This is a genomic window from Streptomyces sp. NPDC001135 (assembly GCF_053598395.1).
In genome coordinates, this window is sequence record NZ_JBSFKD010000009.1 from 184634 (window position 1) to 206870 (window position 22237).

The 22237-nt window shown below is 73.3% G+C and carries 25 protein-coding genes; 9 read left to right on the forward strand and 16 right to left on the reverse strand.

The features are described from left to right. The first annotated feature begins 44 nt into the window (after window positions 1-44). The 4 genes from ACWC94_RS14375 to ACWC94_RS14390 all read left to right on the forward strand — a co-directional run bounded on the left by ACWC94_RS14375 (window position 45) and on the right by ACWC94_RS14390 (window position 2826). Complete coding sequence (locus tag ACWC94_RS14375; RefSeq protein ID WP_450796837.1) at window positions 45-767, forward strand: helix-turn-helix transcriptional regulator; 723 nt, start codon at window positions 45-47, stop codon at window positions 765-767. Window positions 768-817: 50 nt separating this feature from the next. Then, window positions 818-1231: a nuclear transport factor 2 family protein gene (locus ACWC94_RS14380; protein ID WP_450796838.1), complete on the forward strand. Its 414-nt coding sequence runs from the start codon at window positions 818-820 to the stop codon at window positions 1229-1231. 78 nt (window positions 1232-1309) lie between these two features. Next, on the forward strand, window positions 1310-1960 hold the full coding sequence (locus tag ACWC94_RS14385; protein WP_450796839.1) for a hypothetical protein: 651 nt from the start codon (window positions 1310-1312) through the stop codon (window positions 1958-1960). A gap of 5 nt (window positions 1961-1965) precedes the next feature. Next, entirely contained in the window at window positions 1966-2826 is an 861-nt protein-coding gene (locus ACWC94_RS14390) for a hypothetical protein (protein ID WP_450796840.1), read from the forward strand. Here the strand turns inward: ACWC94_RS14390 and ACWC94_RS14395 are convergent. Then, a complete protein-coding gene (locus tag ACWC94_RS14395; RefSeq protein WP_450796841.1) occupies window positions 2815-3252 on the reverse strand; it encodes a DnaJ family domain-containing protein in 438 nt (145 codons plus the stop codon). The genes ACWC94_RS14390 and ACWC94_RS14395 overlap by 12 nt on opposite strands. Before the next feature lie 99 nt (window positions 3253-3351). Here ACWC94_RS14395 and ACWC94_RS14400 point away from each other — a divergent pair, with 99 nt between their 5' ends. After that, window positions 3352-3744 (forward strand): hypothetical protein, encoded by a 393-nt coding sequence (locus ACWC94_RS14400; RefSeq protein ID WP_450796842.1) that lies wholly within the window; start codon window positions 3352-3354, stop codon window positions 3742-3744. A 19-nt stretch (window positions 3745-3763) separates the two neighbouring features. On the opposite strand, the gene ACWC94_RS14405 is transcribed toward ACWC94_RS14400, so the two are convergent. The 4 genes from ACWC94_RS14405 to ACWC94_RS14420 form a co-directional block, all read right to left on the reverse strand. After that, entirely contained in the window at window positions 3764-4435 is a 672-nt protein-coding gene (locus ACWC94_RS14405; protein WP_450796843.1) for an O-methyltransferase, read from the reverse strand. A gap of 62 nt (window positions 4436-4497) precedes the next feature. Next, window positions 4498-5589, reverse strand: coding sequence for a DUF2330 domain-containing protein (locus ACWC94_RS14410; protein WP_450796844.1), 1092 nt, complete (start codon window positions 5587-5589; stop codon window positions 4498-4500). Window positions 5590-5712: 123 nt separating this feature from the next. Next, complete coding sequence (gene proP / locus ACWC94_RS14415; protein WP_450796845.1) at window positions 5713-7092, reverse strand: glycine betaine/L-proline transporter ProP; 1380 nt, start codon at window positions 7090-7092, stop codon at window positions 5713-5715. Window positions 7093-7283: 191 nt separating this feature from the next. Further along, complete coding sequence (locus ACWC94_RS14420) at window positions 7284-7676, reverse strand: ATP-binding protein (protein ID WP_450796898.1); 393 nt, start codon at window positions 7674-7676, stop codon at window positions 7284-7286. A gap of 108 nt (window positions 7677-7784) precedes the next feature. On the opposite strand from ACWC94_RS14420, the gene ACWC94_RS14425 reads away from it, so the two are divergent. Together ACWC94_RS14425 and ACWC94_RS14430 are read left to right on the forward strand one after the other, a co-directional pair. After that, window positions 7785-8612, forward strand: coding sequence for a helix-turn-helix domain-containing protein (locus ACWC94_RS14425; RefSeq protein WP_450796846.1), 828 nt, complete (start codon window positions 7785-7787; stop codon window positions 8610-8612). Next, a complete protein-coding gene (locus ACWC94_RS14430) occupies window positions 8593-8850 on the forward strand; it encodes a DUF397 domain-containing protein (RefSeq protein ID WP_450796847.1) in 258 nt (85 codons plus the stop codon). Before ACWC94_RS14425 ends, ACWC94_RS14430 begins: the two co-directional genes overlap by 20 nt. On the opposite strand, the gene ACWC94_RS14435 is transcribed toward ACWC94_RS14430, so the two are convergent. After that, window positions 8834-10003, reverse strand: a complete 1170-nt coding sequence (locus tag ACWC94_RS14435) for a steroid 3-ketoacyl-CoA thiolase (protein ID WP_450796848.1) — start codon at window positions 10001-10003, stop codon at window positions 8834-8836. The genes ACWC94_RS14430 and ACWC94_RS14435 overlap by 17 nt on opposite strands. A 205-nt stretch (window positions 10004-10208) precedes the next feature. Here ACWC94_RS14435 and ACWC94_RS14440 point away from each other — a divergent pair, with 205 nt between their 5' ends. Then, window positions 10209-11444 (forward strand): cytochrome P450, encoded by a 1236-nt coding sequence (locus ACWC94_RS14440; protein ID WP_450796849.1) that lies wholly within the window; start codon window positions 10209-10211, stop codon window positions 11442-11444. Between the two features lie 112 nt (window positions 11445-11556). Here ACWC94_RS14440 and ACWC94_RS14445 read toward each other — a convergent pair whose 3' ends face one another. The 8 genes from ACWC94_RS14445 to ACWC94_RS14480 form a co-directional block, all read right to left on the reverse strand. Beyond that, window positions 11557-12258 carry a YoaK family protein gene (locus ACWC94_RS14445; protein WP_450796850.1) on the reverse strand — a complete coding sequence of 234 codons (702 nt, stop codon included), beginning with the start codon at window positions 12256-12258 and terminating at the stop codon, window positions 11557-11559. Between the two features lie 88 nt (window positions 12259-12346). Then, entirely contained in the window at window positions 12347-12760 is a 414-nt protein-coding gene (locus ACWC94_RS14450; RefSeq protein WP_450796851.1) for an aggregation-promoting factor C-terminal-like domain-containing protein, read from the reverse strand. 332 nt (window positions 12761-13092) lie between these two features. Next, a complete protein-coding gene (locus ACWC94_RS14455; protein WP_450796852.1) occupies window positions 13093-13929 on the reverse strand; it encodes an ECF transporter S component in 837 nt (278 codons plus the stop codon). Continuing rightward, the gene (locus ACWC94_RS14460; protein ID WP_450796853.1) at window positions 13926-15629 is read right to left on the reverse strand and encodes an ABC transporter ATP-binding protein; all 1704 of its coding nucleotides are present in this window, start codon (window positions 15627-15629) and stop codon (window positions 13926-13928) included. Before ACWC94_RS14460 ends, ACWC94_RS14455 begins: the two co-directional genes overlap by 4 nt. After that, window positions 15626-16771, reverse strand: a complete 1146-nt coding sequence (locus ACWC94_RS14465; protein ID WP_450796854.1) for a CbiQ family ECF transporter T component — start codon at window positions 16769-16771, stop codon at window positions 15626-15628. The genes ACWC94_RS14460 and ACWC94_RS14465 overlap by 4 nt, the downstream gene beginning before the upstream one ends. Beyond that, window positions 16758-17399, reverse strand: coding sequence for an SCO2322 family protein (locus ACWC94_RS14470; protein ID WP_450796855.1), 642 nt, complete (start codon window positions 17397-17399; stop codon window positions 16758-16760). Before ACWC94_RS14470 ends, ACWC94_RS14465 begins: the two co-directional genes overlap by 14 nt. Then, a complete protein-coding gene (locus ACWC94_RS14475; RefSeq protein WP_450796856.1) occupies window positions 17396-18604 on the reverse strand; it encodes a prenyltransferase/squalene oxidase repeat-containing protein in 1209 nt (402 codons plus the stop codon). Before ACWC94_RS14475 ends, ACWC94_RS14470 begins: the two co-directional genes overlap by 4 nt. 292 nt (window positions 18605-18896) lie before the next feature. Next, window positions 18897-19748, reverse strand: coding sequence for a hypothetical protein (locus ACWC94_RS14480; protein WP_450796857.1), 852 nt, complete (start codon window positions 19746-19748; stop codon window positions 18897-18899). A gap of 271 nt (window positions 19749-20019) precedes the next feature. Here ACWC94_RS14480 and ACWC94_RS14485 point away from each other — a divergent pair, with 271 nt between their 5' ends. Next, on the forward strand, window positions 20020-20601 hold the full coding sequence (locus ACWC94_RS14485; protein ID WP_450796858.1) for an XRE family transcriptional regulator: 582 nt from the start codon (window positions 20020-20022) through the stop codon (window positions 20599-20601). 25 nt (window positions 20602-20626) lie between these two features. On the opposite strand, the gene ACWC94_RS14490 is transcribed toward ACWC94_RS14485, so the two are convergent. Both ACWC94_RS14490 and ACWC94_RS14495 read right to left on the reverse strand, forming a co-directional pair. Continuing rightward, window positions 20627-21076 (reverse strand): nuclear transport factor 2 family protein, encoded by a 450-nt coding sequence (locus tag ACWC94_RS14490; protein WP_450796859.1) that lies wholly within the window; start codon window positions 21074-21076, stop codon window positions 20627-20629. Between the two features lie 42 nt (window positions 21077-21118). Beyond that, on the reverse strand, window positions 21119-22189 hold the full coding sequence (locus ACWC94_RS14495; protein ID WP_450796860.1) for an MBL fold metallo-hydrolase: 1071 nt from the start codon (window positions 22187-22189) through the stop codon (window positions 21119-21121). Window positions 22190-22237 lie beyond the last annotated feature (48 nt).

Genomic DNA, 22237 nt, shown 5'->3' on the forward strand with positions numbered 1-22237 from the left:
GACCGGGGCCGCGCCGCCGAGCGGATTTCCGCAGACTGTCCGCTGTGAACCGCACCGACCGCCTCTACGCCCTCGTCGAGGAGCTGCGCGCCGCCGCTCCCCGTCCCCGCAGCGCCCGCGCGCTCGCCCGGCGCTTCGAGGTCAGCATCCGCACGATCGAGCGCGACCTGGCCGCGCTGCAGCAGTCCGGGCTGCCCATCCACGCCGAGCCGGGCCGCAGCGGCGGCTACGTCCTGGACCGCGACCGCACCCTGCCGCCGCTGACCATCACCCCGGCCGAGGCGACCGCCCTCGCCGTCGGGCTGCACGCCCTCGCCGGCACGCCGTTCGCGGCGGACGCGCGCAGCGCGCTGCACAAGGTGCTGGCCGTGCTGCCGGAGCGGGAGCGGCGGGCGGCGGCCGAGCTGACCGGGCGGGTGCGGCTGCTCGTCCCGGCGGCCCGACCGGCGCCGCCCGCCGGACCGGTCGTGCCCGCCGCGCTGCGGGAGGCGCTGACGGCGGGCCGGGTGCTGCGCCTGGAGTACGCCGACGCCGCGGGCCGGGTCACCGCCCGGGACGTGGAACCGCTGGGCTTCCTGGGGGGAGCGGAGCACTGGTATCTGGCCGGCTGGTGCCGGCTGCGGGGCGCGCCGCGCGGCTTCCGCCTGGACCGGGTGCGTGCGGCGACGGCCCTGGACGAGCGGACCCCGCACCGCGCCGTCGACCTCGCCGCCCTCGACACGCTCGGCTCCGACGTCGTACCGCTCGACGCGGCGACCGTGATGTGACGGCAATCACCGACAGGGGGCTGTCGCGGGCGGGCGGGAGGCTGGTCCCCATGACAACGACTTCCGACACCAGCCACCGCATGCCGACCCCCGCGACCGGTATCGCCCTCTTCGACCGCTGGACCGCCCTGTGGAACGGCGACTTCAGCGACCCGGAGGCCTTCCTCGCCCCCGGCTTCCGCATCCGCTTCGGCAACGACCCCGCCAACGCCGCCACCGACGAGGTGCGGGGCCCGGCCGGGATGGCCGCGTACGTCCGGGACTTCCGTGCGCGCCGTCCCGGACTGCGGTACGCCGTCGACGGGACCCCGCTGGTGGACACTGGTCTGGGCCGGGTCGCCTCCTGCTGGTACGTGACCCTGCCGGACGGCGTCCAGAAGAGCGGGATCGACCTGCTGGAGGTGGTGGACGGGCGGATCGCGGCGGTCTGGTCGGTGACCGGGCTGCGCCGCTTCGCCGACTGACCGCCGTTTGTGGCTCCCCTTCCGGGTGACCCGGAGAGGGGAGCCGGCCAGTGGGGCCGGTCCGATCGGAAGGCAACCATGTCCACTGGCATGATCGTGTTGATCGTGATCGTGGCGGTCGTGGTCGTCGGCGCGGCCGCCCTCCCGTTCCTGCGCGGCCGGGGCCGGCGCGGCGGTCCCGCCCTCAAGCGGCGCTTCGGGCCCGAGTACGAGCGCGCCGTGGCCCTGCACGACGGCGACGCCCAGGCCGCCGAACGGGAACTGACCGAGCGCCTCGAACGCCACGGCGACCTGCGGGAACGGCCACTGGACCCGGCCGGCCGCGCGCAGTACGCGGCCCGCTGGACGGCCGTACAGGAACACTTCGTCGACTCGCCGCGGCAGGCGGTGGCCGAGGCCGACCGGCTGCTCGCGGAACTCGCCGTCGCGCGCGGCTACCCGGACGGCGGGCACTACGAGGAGCAGCTCGCCGCCCTGTCCGTGCACCACGCCGACCACGTCGACGGCTACCGGCAGGTGCACCGGGTGGCCCGCTCCGGGGCGAGCAGCGCGGTGACCGAGACGGGCTCCGGGACGGAGGAGATGCGCTCGGCACTCGTCGGCGCCCGCGCCCTCTTCGACGACCTGACCCACCCCACCCAGGAAGCGGGCCGCCACCGCGCGACCCACGCCGGTACCCGCTCCCCCACCCCGTGGGCCCTGGACAAGGGCCGGCCGAAGGAGAGTTGACCGTCATGTCGGACAGGACGAGGGACCCCGGCGGCGAGCGCCCCACCGGCCGCTTCACCCAGCCACCGGACGAGGACTGGACACCGGAGGACGACACGGCACGCAGCCGCCGCACACCGCGGGAGCCCCTGCCGGAGGAACGGCTGCCCGGCGAGCCGCCCGGTTCGGCCGGCCCCGGCAGGGAGGGCCTGACGGCCGACGACCGCACCCCCGAGGACACCCCCCTGCACCCCCCGGGCCCGGCGGGCACCGGCACCCCGGCCGCCCGGACCCCTGACGGGGAACCGTCGCCGGCCACCCGGAGCGAGGCGGGGTCCGGGTTCGAGTCCGGGACCGAGGGCCTGCGGCCCGGCACGGAGGACCTGGCGTCCGGCGCGGGCGACACCGGGCCGGCGACGCGCGGCGCGATGCCCGGTGAGCCGGGGACGCCGGGCGAGGGATCCATGCCGGACGACGGGCTGGGGGCTCCGTTCTCCGGCCGGGTGGGTGCACGTGAGGCGCGCTCGACCGAGTCGCCGGCGTCGGACACCTGGCCCGCGGCACCCGGCGGTGGGACGGCTCCCGCGCCCTCCGGGGCCGGGGCTCCCCTGCTGGCGCACGAGGAGACCGATCGCTGGGAGCAGCGGATGCGGCAGCTGACCGCCGGGTTCGTGGACGAGCCGCGGAGTGCGGTCGAGGAGGCCGATCGGGCGTTGGCGGAGATCGTGGCACGCTTCGACGAGGCCGTGGACCGGCGGCGGCGCACGCTGCGCCGCTCCTGGGAGGCCTCCGAGGACCGCGGCCCGGGCTCCGAGACCGACACCGAGCAGCTCAGGCTGGCCCTGCGTGACTACCGGGAGCTGGCCGGGCGCCTGCTACACCTGTGACGGCCCCGGCACCCCGCCTTCGGCGGCGGCCCTGAGCCGCCGCCACTCCCGTACGACCTCCTCGACGTCGTACGGCTTCTTCCCCAGCGGAGGACCGGGCGGCGGCTTGAACATCATGTCCTTGATCTTGACGTTGACGTCCTCGATCAGCTTCCGGGCGATCCGCTCCGAGGGCGCCGCGTAGGCCGCCGCGAGGGTGTCCTCGGCCTCCTTGCGCAGGGCGAGGGAGGGCGGCAGCACGGACAGTCCCTCGCGCGCCATCTTCCGCTTGATCCACCACAGTTCGTCGTAGGCGGAGTCGAGTCCGGCGGGCAGCGGTTCCCCCGTGCCGGGCAGCCGCTCGAACTCACCGCGGTCCTGCGCGTCGCGGATCTCCTTGTCGACCCAGGACTCGAACGGCACACCCGGTGGCTTTCGCTCGGTCATGACCCCATTGTGCCGGACGCGGCCAGGCTGGGCGTTCTATCATGCGGCGGCGGGAAGCCAATCCGGCCGCCGCGCAAGGACGTCACAGGGGGAACGCGCGTGCTCGAACTCACCATGGCCACCGTCTCGGGGGAGGACGCCGGCGCCACGGCCGGCATGACGATGGCCGACGCGCCCAGCGAACCGGGCGCCGTGCTCCGGGTCGGCCGGGACGCGTCCGTGTGCCGGCTGGTCACCCCCGAGGACTGGCTGTTCGTCTCCCGGGTGCACCTGGAGTTCCTGTGCGGCCCGGAGGGCGGCTGGCAGGTGAGCTGGCTGCGCGGTTCCCAGGCCGACCCCTCCGCCGAAGTGCGGCTGGTGGTCGGTGAGTACGCGCAGACCGTCGGCTACGGCTCGACCGTGCGGCTGCCGCGCGGCGGGTCCGGTGAGATCGTCGTCCAGGACCGCACCGCGCCGCGCAGCGTCAACGTCGGCTTCTACCACGAGGTGTGAGCCGGGACCCGGGGACTGCTCACTCCAGGACCCGGGCCAGCGCGAAGCCGTCGTAGCCCTTGCTGCCGACCGTCTGGATCGCCGTACCGCTCAGCCTGGGATGGGAGGCGATCAGCTCGATCGCGGCCCGCGTGCCCAGGACGTCCGGCTCGGTGCTGCCCGCTTGGACGACCCGGCCGCCACGCACCACGTTGTCCACGACGATCAGGCTGCCGGTGCGGGTCAGCCGCAGCGCCCACTCCACGTAGTGCGCGTTGTTGGCCTTGTCGGCGTCGATGAACACCAGGTCGAACGGGGCCGGGTTCTCGTCGGCGAGCTTGGGCAGCGACTCCAGGGCCGGGCCCACCCGCACCTCCGCGATCCGGTCCAGGCCGGCCCGGGCGATGTTCCGGGCGGCCACCTCGGCGTGCTTGGCGTTGTACTCCAGCGAGATGAGTCTGCCGTCCTCGGGCAGCGCGCGGGCCAGCCAGATGGTGCTGTAGCCGCCGAGGGTGCCGATCTCCAGGATGTGCCGCGCGCCCTGCACCTGGGCGAGCAGCTGGAGGAACTTGCCCTGTGCCGCCGTCACGGCGATGTGCGGCAGTCCGGCGGCGTCGTTCTCCCGCAGGGCCGCCTGGAGCGCCTCGTCGTCGGGTGCCAGGTGACCGGTGAAGTACGCGTCGACGTCGTCCCAGAGCTGGGAGTCGCTCATGCTCCTGCTGCCTTTCCCGAGTGTCTGCCCTTCCCCCCCGCATCGTCTCAGCCGACGGGCGCCTACGGGGTGAGCGGCGGCGGAGGCTGTACGGGCGGCGGCGGAATCACCGGCCGCCGTGAGCGCCGTACGACGACCAGGGCGACGGCGGAGCCGGCCAGCAGCAGAACGCCGCCGACCGTGAGCAGCCAGGCCGGGATCCCGGCGACCTCGCGCAGCCGGTCGTCGTAGACCACCTGCTGGACCGGGGTGTCGGCGGCGGCCCGGCGCAGCTCGTGGTCGGCGAAGATGCGGTCGGGCTCGGGGAACCACTGGGTGAGCGCCGTCAGATACGGCGTCCCGGCGGCCAGCCGGCCCAGGCTGCTGCCGCCGTGCGGGCGCAGGCGTCCCGCGAAGACCACGCTGGGCTGGAGCCCGCCGATCGCCGAGCGTGTCCGCATGCGGTGCGCGGCGAGGACGTACAGACCGAGGGACTGCGGGCGGTTCGCCAGGCGGGACAGCCGCATCGGGTAGACCGGGGCGTCGGCGGCGAAGGTGAGGTGGATCGGGTCGAGTGCGCCGTGCAGTGCGGTGCCGGCCGTGTCCGGGGCGAGCCGGACGGCCACGTACTCCCAGTGCCGGTCGACGTACGGCTGCAGGGCCCGCTTCAGGCGGGCGGGCAGCGAGAAGCCGTGGGTGTGCAGCCAGTCGCCGAGGGCGGCCGGGTCGGTGGCGGTCAGCCGTGCCACGTCGAAGGGGCCGAGCCGCTGCCGGTCGACCACGCCGACGGCGCCGCCGGGCTTGGCCGCGCCGTCGCCGTTGAGGCCGCGACCGTCGAAGGGCCAGTCGCCGTTCTGCGGCCAGAAGTGGTACCGCGTGCGGTGGACCGGCTGGATGGCCTCGGCCAGCTGGTCGAAGAGGGCGGGGTCGCCGAGGCGGACGCCGGCGCGGTGCGGGACGGGCATGATCCAGGCGGCGTGCCGCGCGTCGCCGTTCACCGTCAGCCGCATCACGATCTGCTCCTGGCGGCCGTCCCAGCGCAGTACGGACTGCTCGTCGGCGACGGATATCCGGGCCGACGGGTCCGGCACCATCGCTCCGCACCCGCAGGCGTAGGCCGGAGCGATGAGCCAGCTCAACTGAATGCCGAGGAGCGCGAGAACCAGGGTGACCATACGGGCGCGGGCTTGTTTCACAGGGCAACAGACGGCACCGGGGTGTCAACGGTTCCGGCACCGGGCGGCGTCCTGAAGGGGCGCGGGGCCGTACCCGGAAGCCCACCCGCACCCCTGCGGCGCCTACCGCTGCTCCACCGACGGCGCCGAACCGGGCAACGGCCGCCCCGCGCACTCGGACATCCGCCACACCGCGAAACCACCCACGACAGCCGCGGCCATCATGTAGTAGGCGGGCATCATCAGGTTCCCCGTCGCCCCGATCAGCGCGGTCACGACCAGCGGGGTCGTCCCGCCGAACAGGGACACGGACACGTTGAACCCGATGGACAGGGACCCGTACCGCACCCGCGTCGGGAAGAGAGCGGGCAGCGCGGCCGGCATGGCCGCCGTGAAGCAGACCAGCAGCAGCCCCAGCGCGCCCATGCCCAGTCCGACGGCGAGGAGGCTGCCCTGGCGGATCAGCAGCACGGCCGGGACGGACAGGAACAGGAAGCCCGCACAGCCCGCGGCGATCACCGGGCGGCGGCCGACCCGGTCGGTCAGCGCGCCCGCGAACGGCTGGACGATCATCATCAGGGCCATCACGCCCAGCACGACCAGCAGCCCGTGCGTCTCGTCGTACTTCAGCTCACTCGTGAGGTAGCTCGGCATGTACGACAGCAGCATGTAGTCGGTGACGTTGAAGACCAGCACCAGGCCCATGCACAGCAGCAGCGCCTTCCACTGGCCCGCCACCATCTCGCGCAGCGGCACCTTCGGCCGGGCGGCCTCCGCCTTCTCGACCTCGGCGGCGAACGCGGGGGTCTCCTCCAGCCGCATCCGCAGGTACAGGCCGACGATGCCCATCGGACCGGCGATCAGGAACGGGATCCGCCAGCCCCAGGACAGCAGGTCCTCGGAGGACAGCAGGGCGGTCATCACGGTGACCAGGCCCGCGCCGCCGATGTAACCGGCGAGCGTGCCGAACTCCAGCCAGCTGCCGAAGAAGCCGCGCTTCTTGTCCGGGGCGTACTCGGCGATGAACGTCGACGCGCCCGCGTACTCACCGCCCGTGGAGAAGCCCTGTACCAGCCGGGCGGCCAGGAGCAGCAGCGGGGCGCCGACGCCGATCGACGCGTACGACGGGATCAGGCCGATCGCGAACGTACCCACCGCCATCATGATCATCGTGAGGGCGAGGACCTTCTGGCGGCCCACGCGGTCACCCAGCGGGCCGAAGACCATGCCACCGAGCGGCCGGACCAGGAAGGCCGCCGCGAAGGCGCCGAACGTCGACAGCAGCTGCGCGGTCGGGTTGCCGGAGGGGAAGAAGACCTTGCCCAGCGTGACCGCGATGTAGCTGTAGACACCGAAGTCGAACCATTCCATGGCGTTGCCGAGCGCGGCGGCCTTCACGGCGCGCCTGACGAGCGCGGGATCGGTGACGGTGACGTCGTGGGCCTTGGTGGCCCGCCGGGTCTTCACGGACGGGGACGGGGAGACGGCTGTGGCGGTCGCCAAAACGGGGCTCGCCTACCTTTCGACGGGGACAGGGGCGTGGTCCGTACGGCGACACTGCCGGAGAACGGGCCGAAAAGTGACCATAGGCGGCGTTCGGTACCTTACGCCGCGTACGCGAGTAGCTGCATGCTGCAGCTAAATGGCGCATACGCAGGTACATCTGCCCGCTCGTGGCGGGGCATTCCGGGCCCTCACTGTGATCCTTCTCGCGCCCCGGACGGGCAACCGGCCCCGCACTCGAACCACACCGTCTTTCCGGCCCCGGCCGCTGACACGCCCCACTTGTCCACCACGGCATCGAGCAGGGCCAGGCCCCGGCCGCACTCGGAGTCATGGCCGACTTCGCTCGACGGCCGGGGGAGCCGGGGGAATCCGTCGGTCACCTCGGCCCGCACACCCGCCGTCTGCCGCGCGAGCAGTACGGTGCAGCGGCGGTCCGGTACGTGCCGCACGACGTTGGTGACCAGCTCGCTGACGCCCAGCTCCACGGCGAACGCCAGGTCCGTCAGCTCCCACTCGTGGAGCAGCGAGCGGACGATACGGCGGATGTGGCGGACCGAGTGCTCGCCGACGGTGAGGTGCATGCGGTACTGGGGGGTGTGGGGAATGTCGAGGTTCACAGGACGAGGCTGACCTCGGATCACTACGGTGGGCTACAGGTTGAACACAACGGGTCCGGGAGGGGACTTGCCGTGGTGAACATCAACACCCTCGACCCGAGCGCCTCACCGCTCGACTACTACGGCTTCGAGCTGCGCCGGTTCCGGGAGGGGGCGGGGCTCACACAGCGGCAGCTCGGGGACATCATCAACTTCACGGGGTCGCTGGTCGGCCAGGTGGAGACGGCACGGAAGCTGCCGACGCTGGACTTCAGCGAGCGGTCGGACGCGGCGCTGGGGACGGGCGGGTTACTGTCGCGGCTGCATCCGCTGGTGATGCGAAGTCAACTTCCGGCCTGGTTTCAGCAGGTGGCTGAGCTGGAGGTGCGGGCGGCGGAGATCTGCACCTTCCAAATGGGCATGATTCACGGGCTGTTGCAGACCCCGGAGTACGTGCGTGCGGTGCTCGGCGCGTTGGACGACAGCGACCTCGACGACCGCTCCGCCGTGCGGCTGGCCCGCCAGCGCATCTTCGAGAAGGAGGAGCCGCCGGTCTTCTGGGTGGTACTCAGCGAGGCCGCACTGAAGCAGGAGATCGGTGGGCCGGAGATCATGCGCGGGCAACTGGCCCACCTGTTGACCTTCGAGAACAACCCCCGGATCAACATCCAGGTACTGCCGTTTTCGGCCGGGGCGCACGCGGGGCTGCAAGGCTCGTTCAACGTCTACCGCTTCGCCAGCGACCCGGCCATCGTCTACCCGGAGGCCTACGGCAGCGGGCACACGACCGCCAATCCGGACACCGTCAAGGACTGCTCGCTCCGTTACGATCATCTTCGAGCCGCCGCGCTCTCGATCAAGGACTCGGCGGGGCTGATCCGACGGGTGATGGAGGACCGCTATGGGGAGCAAGTGGCGTAAGTCCAGCTACAGCGGAGACCAGGGCGGCCAATGCGTCGAGTGCGCGCCGCTCGGCCCGCTGGCCTGGCGCAAGTCGTCGTACAGCGGAGACCAGGGCGGCGATTGTGTAGAGATCGCCGACACCCCCTGCGCCACCCTCGCCATCCGCGACTCAAAGACCCCGGCGGGACCGGTCCTCACCCTCGATCCCGCCAGCTTCACCACCTTCGTGAACTGGGCCTCTACAACCGCTGAATGATCGTCCCCGTGGCCAGCCCACCGCCCGCGCACATCGTGATCAGCGCGAACTCCGTGTCCGCGCGCTCCAGTTCGTGCAGAGCGGTGGTGATCAGGCGGGCCCCGGTCGCCCCCACCGGGTGACCCAGGGCGATCGCACCGCCGTTGACGTTGACCTTGTCCAGGTCCTGTTCGAAGACCTGGGCCCAGCTCAACACAACCGACGCGAACGCCTCGTTGATCTCGACCAGGTCGATGTCCTTCAACGACATCCCCGCCTTGCCCAGCACCGCGCGCGTCGCGTCGATCGGGCCGTCCAGGTGGAAGTGCGGGTCGGCGCCGACCAGCGCCTGGGCGACGATCCGTGCCCTCGGCTTCAGCTTCAGTGCCCGCGCCATCCGCTTCGACGCCCACATGATGGCCGCCGCCCCGTCCGAGATCTGCGACGAGTTGCCCGCCGTGTGGACCGCCGTCGGCATCACCGGCTTCAGGCCGGCCAGCGCCTCCAACGACGTGTCCCGCAGACCCTCGTCCTTGTCGACCAGCCGCCACATGCCCTGACCGGCGTACTGCTCCTCCTCGGTCGTCGGCACCTGGACCGCGAACGTCTCCCGCTTGAAACGTTCCTCCGCCCAGGCCAGCGCCGCCCGCTCCTGCGAGAGCAGGCCCAGCGCGTCGACGTTCTCCCGGGTCAGGCCCCGGTGCCGGGCGATCCGTTCGGCCGCCTCGAACTGGTTGGGCAGGTCGACGTTCCACTCGTCGGGAAACGGCTTGCCCGGACCGTGCTTCGAGCCCGACCCCAGCGGGACCCGGCTCATCGCCTCGACCCCGCAGCTGATCCCGACGTCGATCACGCCGGCCGCGACCATGTTGGCCACCATGTGCGAGGCCTGCTGGGAGGAGCCGCACTGGCAGTCGACCGTCGTCGCCGCCGTCTCGTACGGGAGCCCCATGGTCAGCCAGGCCGTGCGCGCGGGGTTCATGGACTGTTCGCCGGCGTGGGTGACCGTGCCGCCGACGATCTGCTCGACCGCGTCGGCGGGGATGCCGGTGCGGCCGATGAGTTCCCGGTAGGTCTCGCCCAGGAGATAGGCGGGGTGCAGGTTGGCTAGCGCGCCGCCGCGCTTGCCGATGGGGGTGCGTACGGCTTCGACGATCACGGGTTCGGCGGCCATGGGTGCGGGTCCTCTCCGAGAGGGCTCTCCTCCAGAACTAGTACGCGTTCTAGTTCCGTTCAGCAGTCTGCTGACGTGATGTCCGTCACCGCAAGGGTCTTGCAGTGGATTGAGGACGCCGCACCCCTTGCTACTTGTAGAACCCGTTACTACGTTCACGGCAGTTCGCTGATGGGCCGTCAGAACTGATCGACGGGAGCCGCCGATGCACTGCCCCGCGCTGCCCGACGGGTTCGACTTCACCGATCCCGACCTGCTGCACCACCGCGTGCCCCTGCCCGAGTTCGCCGAGCTGCGCCGCACCGAGCCGGTCCGCTGGATCCCGCAGCCGCACGGCCTCGCAGGCTTCGCCGACACCGGCTACTGGGCCGTCACCCGGCATGCCGACGTCAGATACGTCTCCACGCACCCGGAACTCTTCTCCTCCACCGTCAACACCGCGATCATCCGCTTCAACGAGCGCATCCGGCGCGACGCGATCGACGCCCAGCGGCTGATCCTGCTCAACATGGATCCTCCGGAACATACGCGCGTGCGGCAGATCGTGCAGCGCGGCTTCACGCCACGTTCCATCCGCGCCCTGGAGCAGCGGCTCCGCGCGCGTGCGCAGGCCATCGTCTCGGCCGCCCGCGCCCGCTCCGGGTCCTTCGACTTCGTCACCGAGGTCGCCTGCGAACTGCCCCTGCAGGCCATCGCCGAACTGATCGGCGTCCCCCAGGAGGACCGGTCGAAGATCTTCGACTGGTCCAACAGGATGATCGCCTACGACGACCCCGAGTACGCCATCACCGAGGAGGTCGGCGCGCAGTCGGCCGCCGAGATCATCGCCTACGCGATGAACATGGCCGCCGAGCGGAAGCGGTGCCCGGCCCAGGACATCGTCACGACCCTCGTCGCGGCGGAGGACGAGGGCAACCTGAACTCCGACGAGTTCGGCTTCTTCGTGCTGATGCTGGCGGTGGCCGGCAACGAGACGACCCGCAACGCCATCACGCACGGGATGCACGGCTTCCTCACCCACCCTGCCCAGTGGGACCTGTTCAAGCGCGACCGCCCGGCCACCACGGCCGAGGAGATCGTGCGCTGGGCGACCCCGGTCAACGCCTTCCAGCGGACGGCCACCCAGGACACGGAACTGGGCGGGGTCCGGATCAGGGAGGGCGATCGCGTCGGGCTCTTCTACGCCTCCGCCAACCACGACCCCGAGGTCTTCGCCGATCCCGACGCCTTCGACATCACCCGCGACCCCAATCCGCACCTGGGCTTCGGCGGTGGCGGCCCGCACTACTGCCTCGGCAAGTCCCTCGCGATCCTGGAGATCGACCTGATCTTCAACGCCATCGCCGACGCGATGCCGGGCCTGCGGCTCGCCGACGCCCCGCGCCGGCTGCGCTCGGCCTGGATCAACGGCGTCAAGGAGCTCCAGGTCACCACCGGCTGACCAAGGCGGTCGGCCCATCCCGAGGGAGGCAGGAGCACTCCTGTCCCGACGCCCTGTTCCTGCCTCCCCCGAGGTCCACCACCGTGTACGGCTCCCGGTCGCTCCGTACGGCTCACTCCCGGCCGGACGCCGCCACCGCCAGCACGCCCGACGCCACGGCCGCGATCAGCAGCGGGATGCCCAGGCCGTGACGGAGGACCAGCCATGCGCCCAGGCAGGCGCCGGCGAGCATCGCGACCACCGCGGCCGTGCGGCGCGGCGAGCGGTGCGCGGTGGCGTCGCCGAGGCGGGAATCGGCGGCCAGTCCGGTCAGGGTCATGGTCAGGACGGTGGTGGTGGTCAGGTCGGCGACGCCCAGTTTGCGGACGGTCGCGTTGCGCAGGCCCATCGCGAACGCCGTCACGGCGATCAGGGCGTAACGGGTGCCGGTGGCGCCCGGCCAGGCGAAGGCCACCGCCGCCGAGGTGCCGACCAGGACCGCTTCCGCGGCCAGTGTCAGGCGGGTCCACCGGCGCCGGGAGCCGGCTGCGGCGTGCGCCGCCAACCGGCCGCCCGCCACCGCGCCGAGCAGGAAGCAGGCCAGGGAGGTGGCCGTGTGCGGGACGGAGAAGCCGGGAGCGCCGGCCGCCGCGAAGCCCAGGACGACCACGTTGCCGGTCATGTTGGCCGTGAAGACCCGGCCCAGGCCCAGATAGCTGACGGCGTCGATCAGGCCGCTGACCACGGTCAGGACCAGCAGCACGATCACCAGCCGCACCCCGCGCGCCTCGGGATCGCACCTCTGGGCCGCCGACGCCTCCTCCGCTGCGCTCACCGCTCCAGTTGACCATGTGGAGGTGGGGGAACGCCGAAGGCGGCGGCCCGGGATCGGGCCGCCGCCTTCAGGGGCTTTGGGTGTCGGCTCAGTACCAGCCGTTGGCCTGCCAGAAGCTCCAGGCCTTGGCCGGGCTGCCGTAGCGCGAGTTCATGTAGTCCAGGCCCCACTTGATCTGGGTGGCCGGGTTGGTCTTCCAGTCGGCGCCGGCCGAGGACATCTTCGAAGCCGGCAGGGCCTGGACCAGGCCGTACGCGCCGGAGGAGCTGTTGGTGGCGGTCGGGTTCCAACCGCTCTCCCGCTCGACGATCTTGCTGAACGCGTTGAACTGCGCGGCGTCCGGGATCATCTTGTGCGCGATCGCCTGAGCGGAGGAGGCCGAGGCGGGCGCGGCCTGGGCGGGTGCCGCGGACAGCGCCATACCGGCGGTGGCGGCGGCCACGGCGGCGACGGTGAGGGCCTTCTTCGGGGAAGCGATGCGGCGGATGAAGGAGACGGACACGGAGAACCTCTTGCGTCGGGGACAGGGGATCGCCCGCATGGGATGGACCACGCACTGTGGCCGCATGCGTCGGCGCCGCGGCCCTGAGGGCTCGTGGCGCCTGGCGACGTCGTCCAGACAAGCAGGCCCGAAGCCGGTCCGCAATGACCCCTTTTACTAGTTGTGGCCGGATCGACAGGAATCGTCCGCTCTGTGGCGTGGCTCTCAATACGCAGGTCAGAAGGGGTGCACGAAGGGACGTATCGGACATTCGGGACTACGGCCGTGCCTCGTAGGTGACCTGCGTCATGTGGGGTGCTTCACCGTCCCGCTCACCACGCGGATGCGACGGCTCACCCAGCGTGCTCGTCGAATGTGACCGCGGTCTCGAAGGCGGCCCGACGGGTGGCCCGGCGCAGCGCGCGCAGCACGGCCGGCCCGGCGGCGAGGGTCAGCGCCACCGTGCAGACGGCCCGGCCCAGATCCCAGCCGAGCGAGGTGGCCAGGCAGTAGGCGACGAAACGGGCCAGGTTGGCGGCGACGGAGGCGTGCGCGTCGAAGGAGATGTTCGAGGCGGAGGCGCCCATGAACGGCCAGCCCATCAGATCCATGACCGTGCCGTAGGCGAAGGCGGCGAGGAAGCCGTAGCAGGACAGGAGCGCGAGTTCCGTACGGCCGCGCAGCCGGACCGGACCCGGCAGCAGCCCGGCGCCCATCGTGAACCAGCCCATCGACAGCATCTGGAACGGCAGCCACGGCCCGACCCCGCCCGTGAGCAGGGCGGACGCGAACATCGTCACCGAGCCCAGCGTGAAGCCGAAGCCGGGGCCCAGGACCCGCCCGCTGAGCACCATCAGGAAGAACATCGGCTCGATCCCGGCCGTCCCCGCGCCGATCGGGCGCAGCGCGGCCCCGGTCGCGGCCAGCACGCCCAGCATGGCCACGGCCTTCGGCCCGAGGTCCGACTCGGAGATCGTCGCCGCCACGACCGCGACCAGGAGCACCAGCAGGCCCGCGAAGAGCCAGGGCGCGTCCTGGGCGTGGGCGCTCAGCCGCGAGGTGGGCGGAGCGAGGAAGGGCCAGCAGAAGGCGACCACGCCGACCGCGCTGACCAGCGCCAGCGCGACGAGCGAGCGGGGGCCGAGCCGGACGGCGTGCAGCCGTGCGGCACCCTGCCGTGCGGCGCTCATCCGAGGGCCTGCCGTACCTGGGCCACGGTGAGCCACTGCTGCGGTGCCAGGATCTTCGTCACCTGCGGCGCGAAGGACGGCGAGGAGACGACGATCTGCGCCGTCGGCCCGTCGGCGATCACCTCGCCCTCGGCCAGCAGCACCACCCGGTGCGCGATCTCGGCCGCCAGCTCCACGTCATGCGTGGCCAGCACGATCGCGTGCCCCTCGGCGGCGAGGGCGCGCAGCACGCCCACCAGGCGGGCCTTGGCCGCGTAGTCCAGGCCGCGCGTCGGCTCGTCGAGCAGCAGCAGGGGCGGCCGGGCGGTCAGTACGACGGCGAGGGCGAGGGTGAGGCACTGGCCCTCGGACAGGTCGCGGGGGTGTGTGCCGTCCGTGATCCCCGGCAGCAGCTCGGAGACCAGGCTTCGACAGGTGCCGGGCTCGGCCCCGGCGTCCCGGTCGGCCGCCGCGCACTCGTCGGCGACCGCGTCCGCGTAGAGGAGGTCCCGCGGTTCCTGGGGGACGAGGCCGACGCGGCGGAGGAGGTCGCGGGGGCCGGTGCGGTGGGGGGTGACCCCGCCGACGGTGACGGTTCCCGTGGTGGGGGTCACGAGTCCGACGAGGGAACCGAGCAGGGTGGACTTCCCGGCGCCGTTGCGGCCCATCAGGGCGATGGTCTCGCCGGGGGCCACGGTGAGGCCGACGCGCCGGAGGGCGTCCGTGCGGTCGCGGCGGACGGACAGGGAGTGGACTTCGGCGATGGGTGTCCGCGGGGACGGTGCGGTGGGGGCGGGACGGCGGCGGAACAGGGGGCGGCGTCCCGTGGGGGCGGCGCCTTGGCGGGGCGCGGCCGGCCCCGACGCTCCCGCGGTCGCCGGCGCACCGGAATTCCCCGCTGCGGAGGCGGCCAGGCGTTCCCTCAGGCCGCCCGCCCTGCGGCGGGCGTCCCGTACCGTCAGGGGGAGGGGGGACCAGCCGGCCAGGCGGCCGAGGTCCACCACCGGCGGGAACACGGGGGACACGGTCATCACCTCGGCCGGGGTGCCGACGACCGGCGCTTCGCCGGGGCCGGGCAGCAGGACGACGCGGTCGGCGTACTGGATCACGCGTTCCAGACGGTGCTCGGCCATCAGGACCGTTGTGCCCAGGTCGTGCACCAGGCGCTGCAGCACCGCCAGGACCTCTTCCGCCGCGGCGGGGTCCAGTGCCGAGGTCGGCTCGTCCAGGACCAGCACCTGGGGGTGCGGGGTGAGGACCGAGCCGATCGCGACCCGCTGCCGCTGCCCGCCGGAGAGGGTGGCGATGGGGCGGTCGCGCAGTCCGGCGAGGCCCAGCAGGTCGAGGGTCTCCTCCACCCGGCGCCGCATCACCTCCGGGGCGAGCCCCAACGACTCCATGCCGTAGGCGAGTTCGTCCTCCACGGTGTCGGTCACGAAGTGGGCGAGCGGATCCTGCCCCACCGTGCCCACCACGTCGGCGAGTTCGCGCGGTTTGTGGGTGCGGGTGTCCCGGCCGGCCACCGTGACACGGCCGCTCAGAGTGCCGCCGGTGAAGTGCGGCACCAGACCGCTCACCGCGCCGAGCACGGTCGACTTGCCCACCCCGGACGGGCCCACGAGCAGCACCAGTTCGCCTTCCGGCACCTCGAAGCCGACGCGCCGGACGGTGGGTTCGGCCGCACCGTCGTACGTCACGCTGACATCCTCGAAGCGGATCACGACGGCTCCTTGGGGGTCTGGGGTACGAGGGCGGGGAGCAGGGCGAGGAGGACCGCCGCGGCGGGCCACAGGGGCAGGGTGGGGGCGGTCAGCGGGACGACACCGGGGTGCAGGGCCTCCGGGTCGCGGGCCGAGGCGAGCGTGAGCAGCGCGGCCACGGCGACGCCGGAGCCGGCGACCAGCCAGGCCCGCGCGTCCCACGGGTCCGGGCGGTACCGGGTACGCAGGGAACGCCGGCCGCCGAGCCGCAGACCCGCGAGCGCGGCGGCGACACCGGCGAGGAGCAGCGGGACGCCGTACGTGCCGCCCTCCGCGGTGAGCAGCCCGTACGTGCCGGCGCACACGCCGAGCAGGCCGCCGAGGGTGAGCGCGGCCGTCGTACGGCGGACCCGGGCGGGGACCTCGACAGCGCGGCCGTAGCCGCGGGCCTCCATCGCGGCGGCGAGCGCGACCGAGCGTTCCAACGCACCCTCCAGCACCGGCAGTCCGACCTGCAGCAGACCCCGCGGGCCCCGGTCCGGGCGGCCGCGCAGGCGGCGGGCGGCCCGCAGGCGCCGGACGTCGGCGATGAGGTGCGGGGCGAAGGTGAGGGCGACGACCACGGCGACGCCGGTCTCGTACAGCGCGCCGGGCAGGGACTTCAGCAGCCGGGTGGGACTGGCGAGCGCGTTCGCCGCGCCGACGCAGATCAGGAGGGTGGCCAGCTTCAGCCCGTCGTAGGCGGCGAAGACGAGCGCCTCGGCGGTGACCTCTCCGCCCAGCCGGATCCCCTGTGCCCAGTGCGGGAGCGGGACCTCGGGGAGGGTGAGGAGGGTGTGGGTGCCGGGGATCGGGGAGCCGAGCGCCACCGCGAACAGAAGGCGGACGAGGAGGACGGCGAGGCCGAGCCGGGCGAAGGCGGTGTAGGCGTGGGAGACGGGGGTGGGGGTGCGGTGCGTGGCCACGACGTAGGCGGAGGCGGATATGAGGAGGGCGAGGAGGAGGGGGTTGGTGGTGCGGGTGGCGGCCGTGCCGAGGCTCAACGACCAGAGCCACCAGGCGCCGGGGTGAACAGTGCCGTGCCGCCGACGGTGCCGCGGCTCCCCGGGGGCGCGGGGAACTGCCCGACCGGCCACGGACGGCCCCCCGTCAACCGGAGGCATTCCGCCGCCGTCGGGACTGCCACACCGCCGCGCCTGCGAGCAGGGCGACGACACCCGCGCCGATCGGCAGCCCCAGCGAGGGGCCGCTTTCCGAACCGCCGCTCTTCACCCCCGCCTTCTGGCCGGAGGCCACCTGCTCCCCGCACCCCTTCTCCGGATACCCGGCGATCGCGCACAGCAGGGCGTTGGTGTCGTAGCGCAGCGGTGGCGCGACGGCCGCCAGCGCGTCCGCCGCCGTCGCGTCGGTGGACACCCGCGCGCACGCCGTGCGACGCGCCGGCGGTGCCTCCCCGGACGGCGCGTCCGCGGCGGTGCCGAAGTCGAGGACCAGGGCCACCCGCTTCGTACCGGACGCGGCGGGCGTCCCCGCGCAGATCGTGCCGAAGTCCGCCGCGCCCCGGGGCCGGCTCGCGTCCGCCGAGTCCGCGCTCACCGCGAACCGGAAGCCCTCCACGGCACCGTCGTCGGGGCGGACGGTCGACGGGCCCTGCGTGGCGTACGTCCAGTGTCCGCCCGTCCGCTCCCAGAAGGACCAGTAGCGGTAGCCGGCGGCGTGCGCCTGCCCGGTCCCGGCCAGCAGGACGAGCGCGGCGCCCAGCAGGCTCGCGGCGCGGCGGACCGCGGTCACAGCTGCTGCTTCTTCCGGCCGCTGAGCAGGAAGCCGACGCCGATGCCCGCGACGAGGCAGACGCCGACGAACCACCAGACACCGAGGCCCGAGCCGCCGTCGGACTTCGACTTCTGCTCCTGCCCGGTCGCCATCTGCGGGGCGGGACCGAGGGCGTTGAGGGACCGGACCAGGCTCGTGCCGCCGAAGTCACCCGGCTGTGCGCCGACCGCGTGCGCGGCGAGGATCAGCTGGGCGTAGGCCGCCGGACCGCTCTGCGCCGCCCACTGGGAGGCGTTCTTCTCCAGCCAGGCGTACGACGCCTTCGCCTGCTCGGCGCGCCCGTCCGCGGCGAGTGCGACGACCGTGTCCGCCGTGTTGCCGAAGTCCGGCTGGCCCTTGGCGCCGGGGAGCACGGACTGCAGGTGGCCGGTCTTGGCGACGGCCGCCGCCAGATAGGCGCCGGCGTTGTCCGCCACCTGCGCGGGCGTGGGGTGGTCGGCCTGGGCACAGGCTGCGTGCGCGGGCGCCCTGCCGGCCCGCGTGACGAACCCCTTGCCGAGCGCGCCGAGCACCCCGGCCGCCGTCGCGTCGGCGTTGGCGGCCAGCCCGCCCTTCTTGTCCGGTTGGAAGGCGAGGGCGCCGCCGCCGTCCTGGTCGCAGGGGAGGGACATGGCGGCCAGCAGGTCGTAGGGGGACTTGCCGGACTTCTTCACGTCCGTCGGGTCCGTGCCGACCGCGGTCAGCGCGCCGACGACGACGGAGGTGGAGTTGGTGTCACTGGCCGCGCCCGGGTAGTAGCTCCAGCCGCCGTCCTTGTTCTGCACGGACTTCAGCCAGGTCACCGCCTTGCCGACGGCGTCGTCGTGCCCGCCGGCCGCCTTCAGGGCCTGGACGGCGGCGGCCGTGCTGTTGGTGTCCACCGTGACCTTGCTGTCGCAGGCCTTGGCGGGGGCGGCGCGGAAGGCGGCGAAGGCGCCGCTCGCGCACTGCTGGCCCGCGAGCCAGTCCACGGCCCGCACGGCCGGCCGGTAGCCGAGGGTCCGCTGGGCGATCAGCGTCAGCGACTGGCGCCACACGCCGTCGTAGGTCGGGTCGGACGTGCCGTAGAGCCCGGACGGGATCGCGACCTTCGGGGACGGGGACGGGCCGGCGGCCGTGGCGGGCGCGGCGGCGGCCAGCACACCTACGGCGGCGAGAGCCGCGGCACTGCGGCGGACGTTCATGGTCGGCGACTGCCTCTCCCTGCGGGGAGCCGGGCATGCGCGGGTGGGTCCCGGGCGGCTCGGCTCCGTCAACCTCGACGGTGCCGTGCGCGGCGGACGGCCGACGCACGCTAGCCGGTCAACGTGCCGTGCGGGGCAGTCCGGCTCACCATCCCTGGGAAAGCCGATGGTTGCGGTCAGTGCCGGAAATGCACCGGCTTCCCCCCGTACGGGTGTGATGACGACCCCGCCACCTTACCGGGAGCCCCGAGAGCCCTGAGGAGCGGCTGTGCGGCAGCTCCCCGAACCCCCGCTACGCCGCGTCCAGCGCCCGCTCGCACTCCAGGGCGTCCGCGCCCTCGACGACCCAGTACTCCCGCGAGGCCCGCCGGCAGGCGCCGTCGGCGAAGCGGATCGCCGCCGCCCGCTGCCGCGTGGGCGTCACATCGGGCACCGCCCCGCACGCGAGCGCCAGTGCCGCCCCCACCAGGTCCACCCCCGTCGCCCGTTCCACGAGCCAGGGAATCAGGTCGCCGGGAAGATGCGGCGAGACACCGGTGACCCTCGGTCCGCGCTCGGGCAGCCGCAGGCCGACGTGCGCGACGGCGTGCCCGAGGCCGAGTGCCCGCACCGTGCGTTCCACGGTCCGCCGTACGAACCGGTTGTGCAGCAGGGGGTCATGGGCGTGGACGGAGTGCCCCAGTGAGGTCGTACGGGTCAGCGCGGTGATGCGGACCTCGTCGTCCAGGACGACGGTCTCGGCGGACACCAGCGGCCCGTCCGCGTCCTCCGGACCCGCCGGCACCACCCGGTTGCGCAGGAGCAGAGCCCGTAACGCCGGTGGATCGGCGCAGACGGCGGCCGTCTCGTACGGCAGGCCCGGCAGGCCGAGCCGAGCGGTGGTCCGCGCGGCCACGGTCAGGTGCGCCCTGTCCCAGGTCACCAGGCCGGCGACCGGGTGCCGGGCGGCGTACCGCGCCACCGTCTCGGCGGTCTCCGCCTCCCGTGCCGGGTCGGCCGCGAGATGGCCGGACAGGTACGGCCGCGCCCAGCCGGGCACCGAGGTGTCGACCAGTACCACCGGGCGTACGGCGGCGATCCGTGCCAGCGGGTACCCGCCGTGTGCGGCCCGGCCGGCCCCCAGCAGAAGGACGGGCTGCAGCATCGGCGCACCACCTTCACAGGAGGAGCGGGACAGAGAAACACCCCGGATGCCGCTCCCCCATAGACGGCACCCGGGGCGGGTCTGGACGGCACCCGGGCGGGTCGCATCTTGCTCTCTGTGTCGTGATCCTCACCCGTCGCGCCCTCAACTGTCAACGATTCCTGCCATCTTCGGCAGGAAGCCTTGTCGCGTCTGGTCGGCGAACGAGTGACCGGGTAGCCTCGCCGTCAGCCCAGCCGCCGAACGGACGACACGCCCAGGGGGGACCTCGGTGAGTGACGCCTACGCCTCGCTGGCCGCTGTCCTGGACCGGCTCGGCGAGTTGACCGGCCGGCCCGGCCGGCTGCCGGAGGTCCTCGACGTGGCCGACCTGTCCCATCGCACGGGCATCCCCGTGGGGGTCGTCGTCGAACTGCTCGCCGGCGGACGGGCACCGGAGACCTGTCTGGCCGGGCGGGTGCGCCAGCGGCTGGACTTCATCCGCGAGACCCGGCGCAGACCCGACGGCAAGCGGTACTCGCTGGACGAGCTGGCGCGGATCGCCGGAACCAGCCGGCAGTGGCTGAGCGAATGGCGCAAGAGCGGGATGCCGGGCCTGCAGCACACCGACCGGCTGCGCCGCTTCTTCGGCCTGCCCGCCGGCTTCTTCACCGCCGACGAACCGGAGGCGCTGCAGGAGGCGTTGCGGCCGGTGCTGCAGGGTCTGGAGGCCGAGGCGGACCCGCTGGTGCGGCTGCGCGAGAGCGGTCTCGTCCGGCTCGCCGCCCGCGCCCCGCAGATGAACCCCCGGCAGCTCGCCACGCTCGCCGACCTCGCCGAGATGATCATCGCCGGGGAGCGCGGGACCGGCTGAGCCCCGCCGCCCTTCGGCCGGGCCCTCAGCCGGCCTTCGGGGTGTCGCCGGCGAAGGGCAGGCGCAGTGTGCGGGAGGCGATCAGCCACCTGCCGTCGGCCCGGCGGAAGGTGTCCTCGTAGTGCCCCACCTGGACGGGCGGTCCGGCGGGGACCATGCCGCCCGCGTATCCGTCGACGCGGTACGTCGAGAAGTACGACACGGCGGTGGCCGTGGTCCGGCCGGTCACCGTGACCAGGACGTTGGACATCAGCCGGCGCGAGAGCCGGCCGGCGGGCCGGGAGCCGAAGTACGCCCGCAGCGCCTCCCGGCCCTCGATCCGGCGCCCGTCCCCCGGCGGGGGCCACTCCCAGCTGCCGTCCTCGGTGAACAGCTCGGCCACGGAGGACGGTTCGCCGAGGTCGAGCCGGTGCACGAAGTCGATGACCAGGCGCTCGCAGGCGTGCTGTGCGACGAGAGTGCGCAAGGGGTCCATGGAGGCCTGTGTAACAGGGACGCCCCACGGGGCGCGACCGGATCACCCCGCGAGGTGGGTCACCCCGCGAGGCCAGTCACCGGACGGCACCGCGACGTAGGCCACCGGCTCGCTCCCCGCCACCGGCTCCGCGCGACCCTGCTTCACCAGGCGGCGCAGATGGGACTCGGCCTCGGAGACGGCGATGTTCCGGGAGCCGTAGGGGATCTCGGCCCAGGGGCGGTTCCACTCCATGCGCTCGGCGACCTGCCACGGGGTGAGCGGCTCGGCGAGCAGGGCGAGCAGGCCGGACAGGCGCTCCTCGTGGTGGCCGAGCAACTCCCGTACCCGGCCGGGCGCGTCGGTGAAGGTGTGCTGGTGCGCGGGCAGGACCTCGGCGGGGGCGAGCCGGCCGATCCGCTCCAGGGAGTCCAGGTAGTCGCCGAGGGGATCGGTCTCGGTCGCGTCGTCGGGGTCCTCGTACAGGCCGATGTGCGGGGTGATCCCGGGCAGCAGATGGTCGCCGCTGAACAGCCGTCCGCTGCCCGGTAGCCGGGAGGGGTGCTGCTCCTCCAGGTGCAGACAGACGTGGCCGGGGGTGTGGCCCGGCGTCCAGATCGCGCGCATCCTGCGGCCGGGCAGGTCGAGGAGTTCGCCGGGGACGATCTCCCGGTCCGGCAGGGCGGGGGAGAGGCCGGGCGGGGTCCGGGGGACCCTGGGGGCGCGCAGCGGCGCGAGGTGGTCCTCCGGGGCGCCGGCCGCCGCGAGTTTGTCGCTCATGTACGCGAACCAGCGCTCGGGCCGGGCCTCCCGGGTGCGCCGTACGACCGCGGTGTCGGCGGCGTGCATCGCCACCCACGCGCCCGAGGCCTCGCGCACCCGGCCGGACAGGCCGTGGTGGTCGGGGTGGTGGTGGGTGATCACCACACCGTGGATCTCGCCGGCCGAGGTGCCGCAGGCGCGCAGCCCCTCCGCCAGCGTGTCCCAGGACCCCGGGTCGTCCCACCCGGTGTCGACCAGCACCGGGCCGCCGTCGGTGTCCACGACGTACACCAGCGTGTGCCCGAGGGGGTTGTCCGGGATGGGAACCGCCACGGACCGTACGCCCCCGCCGTGCTCGAACGTCTGCACCATCAGCCCTCCGCCCCTCCGGCCCACGGCCATTGCCCATGGTAACTAGAA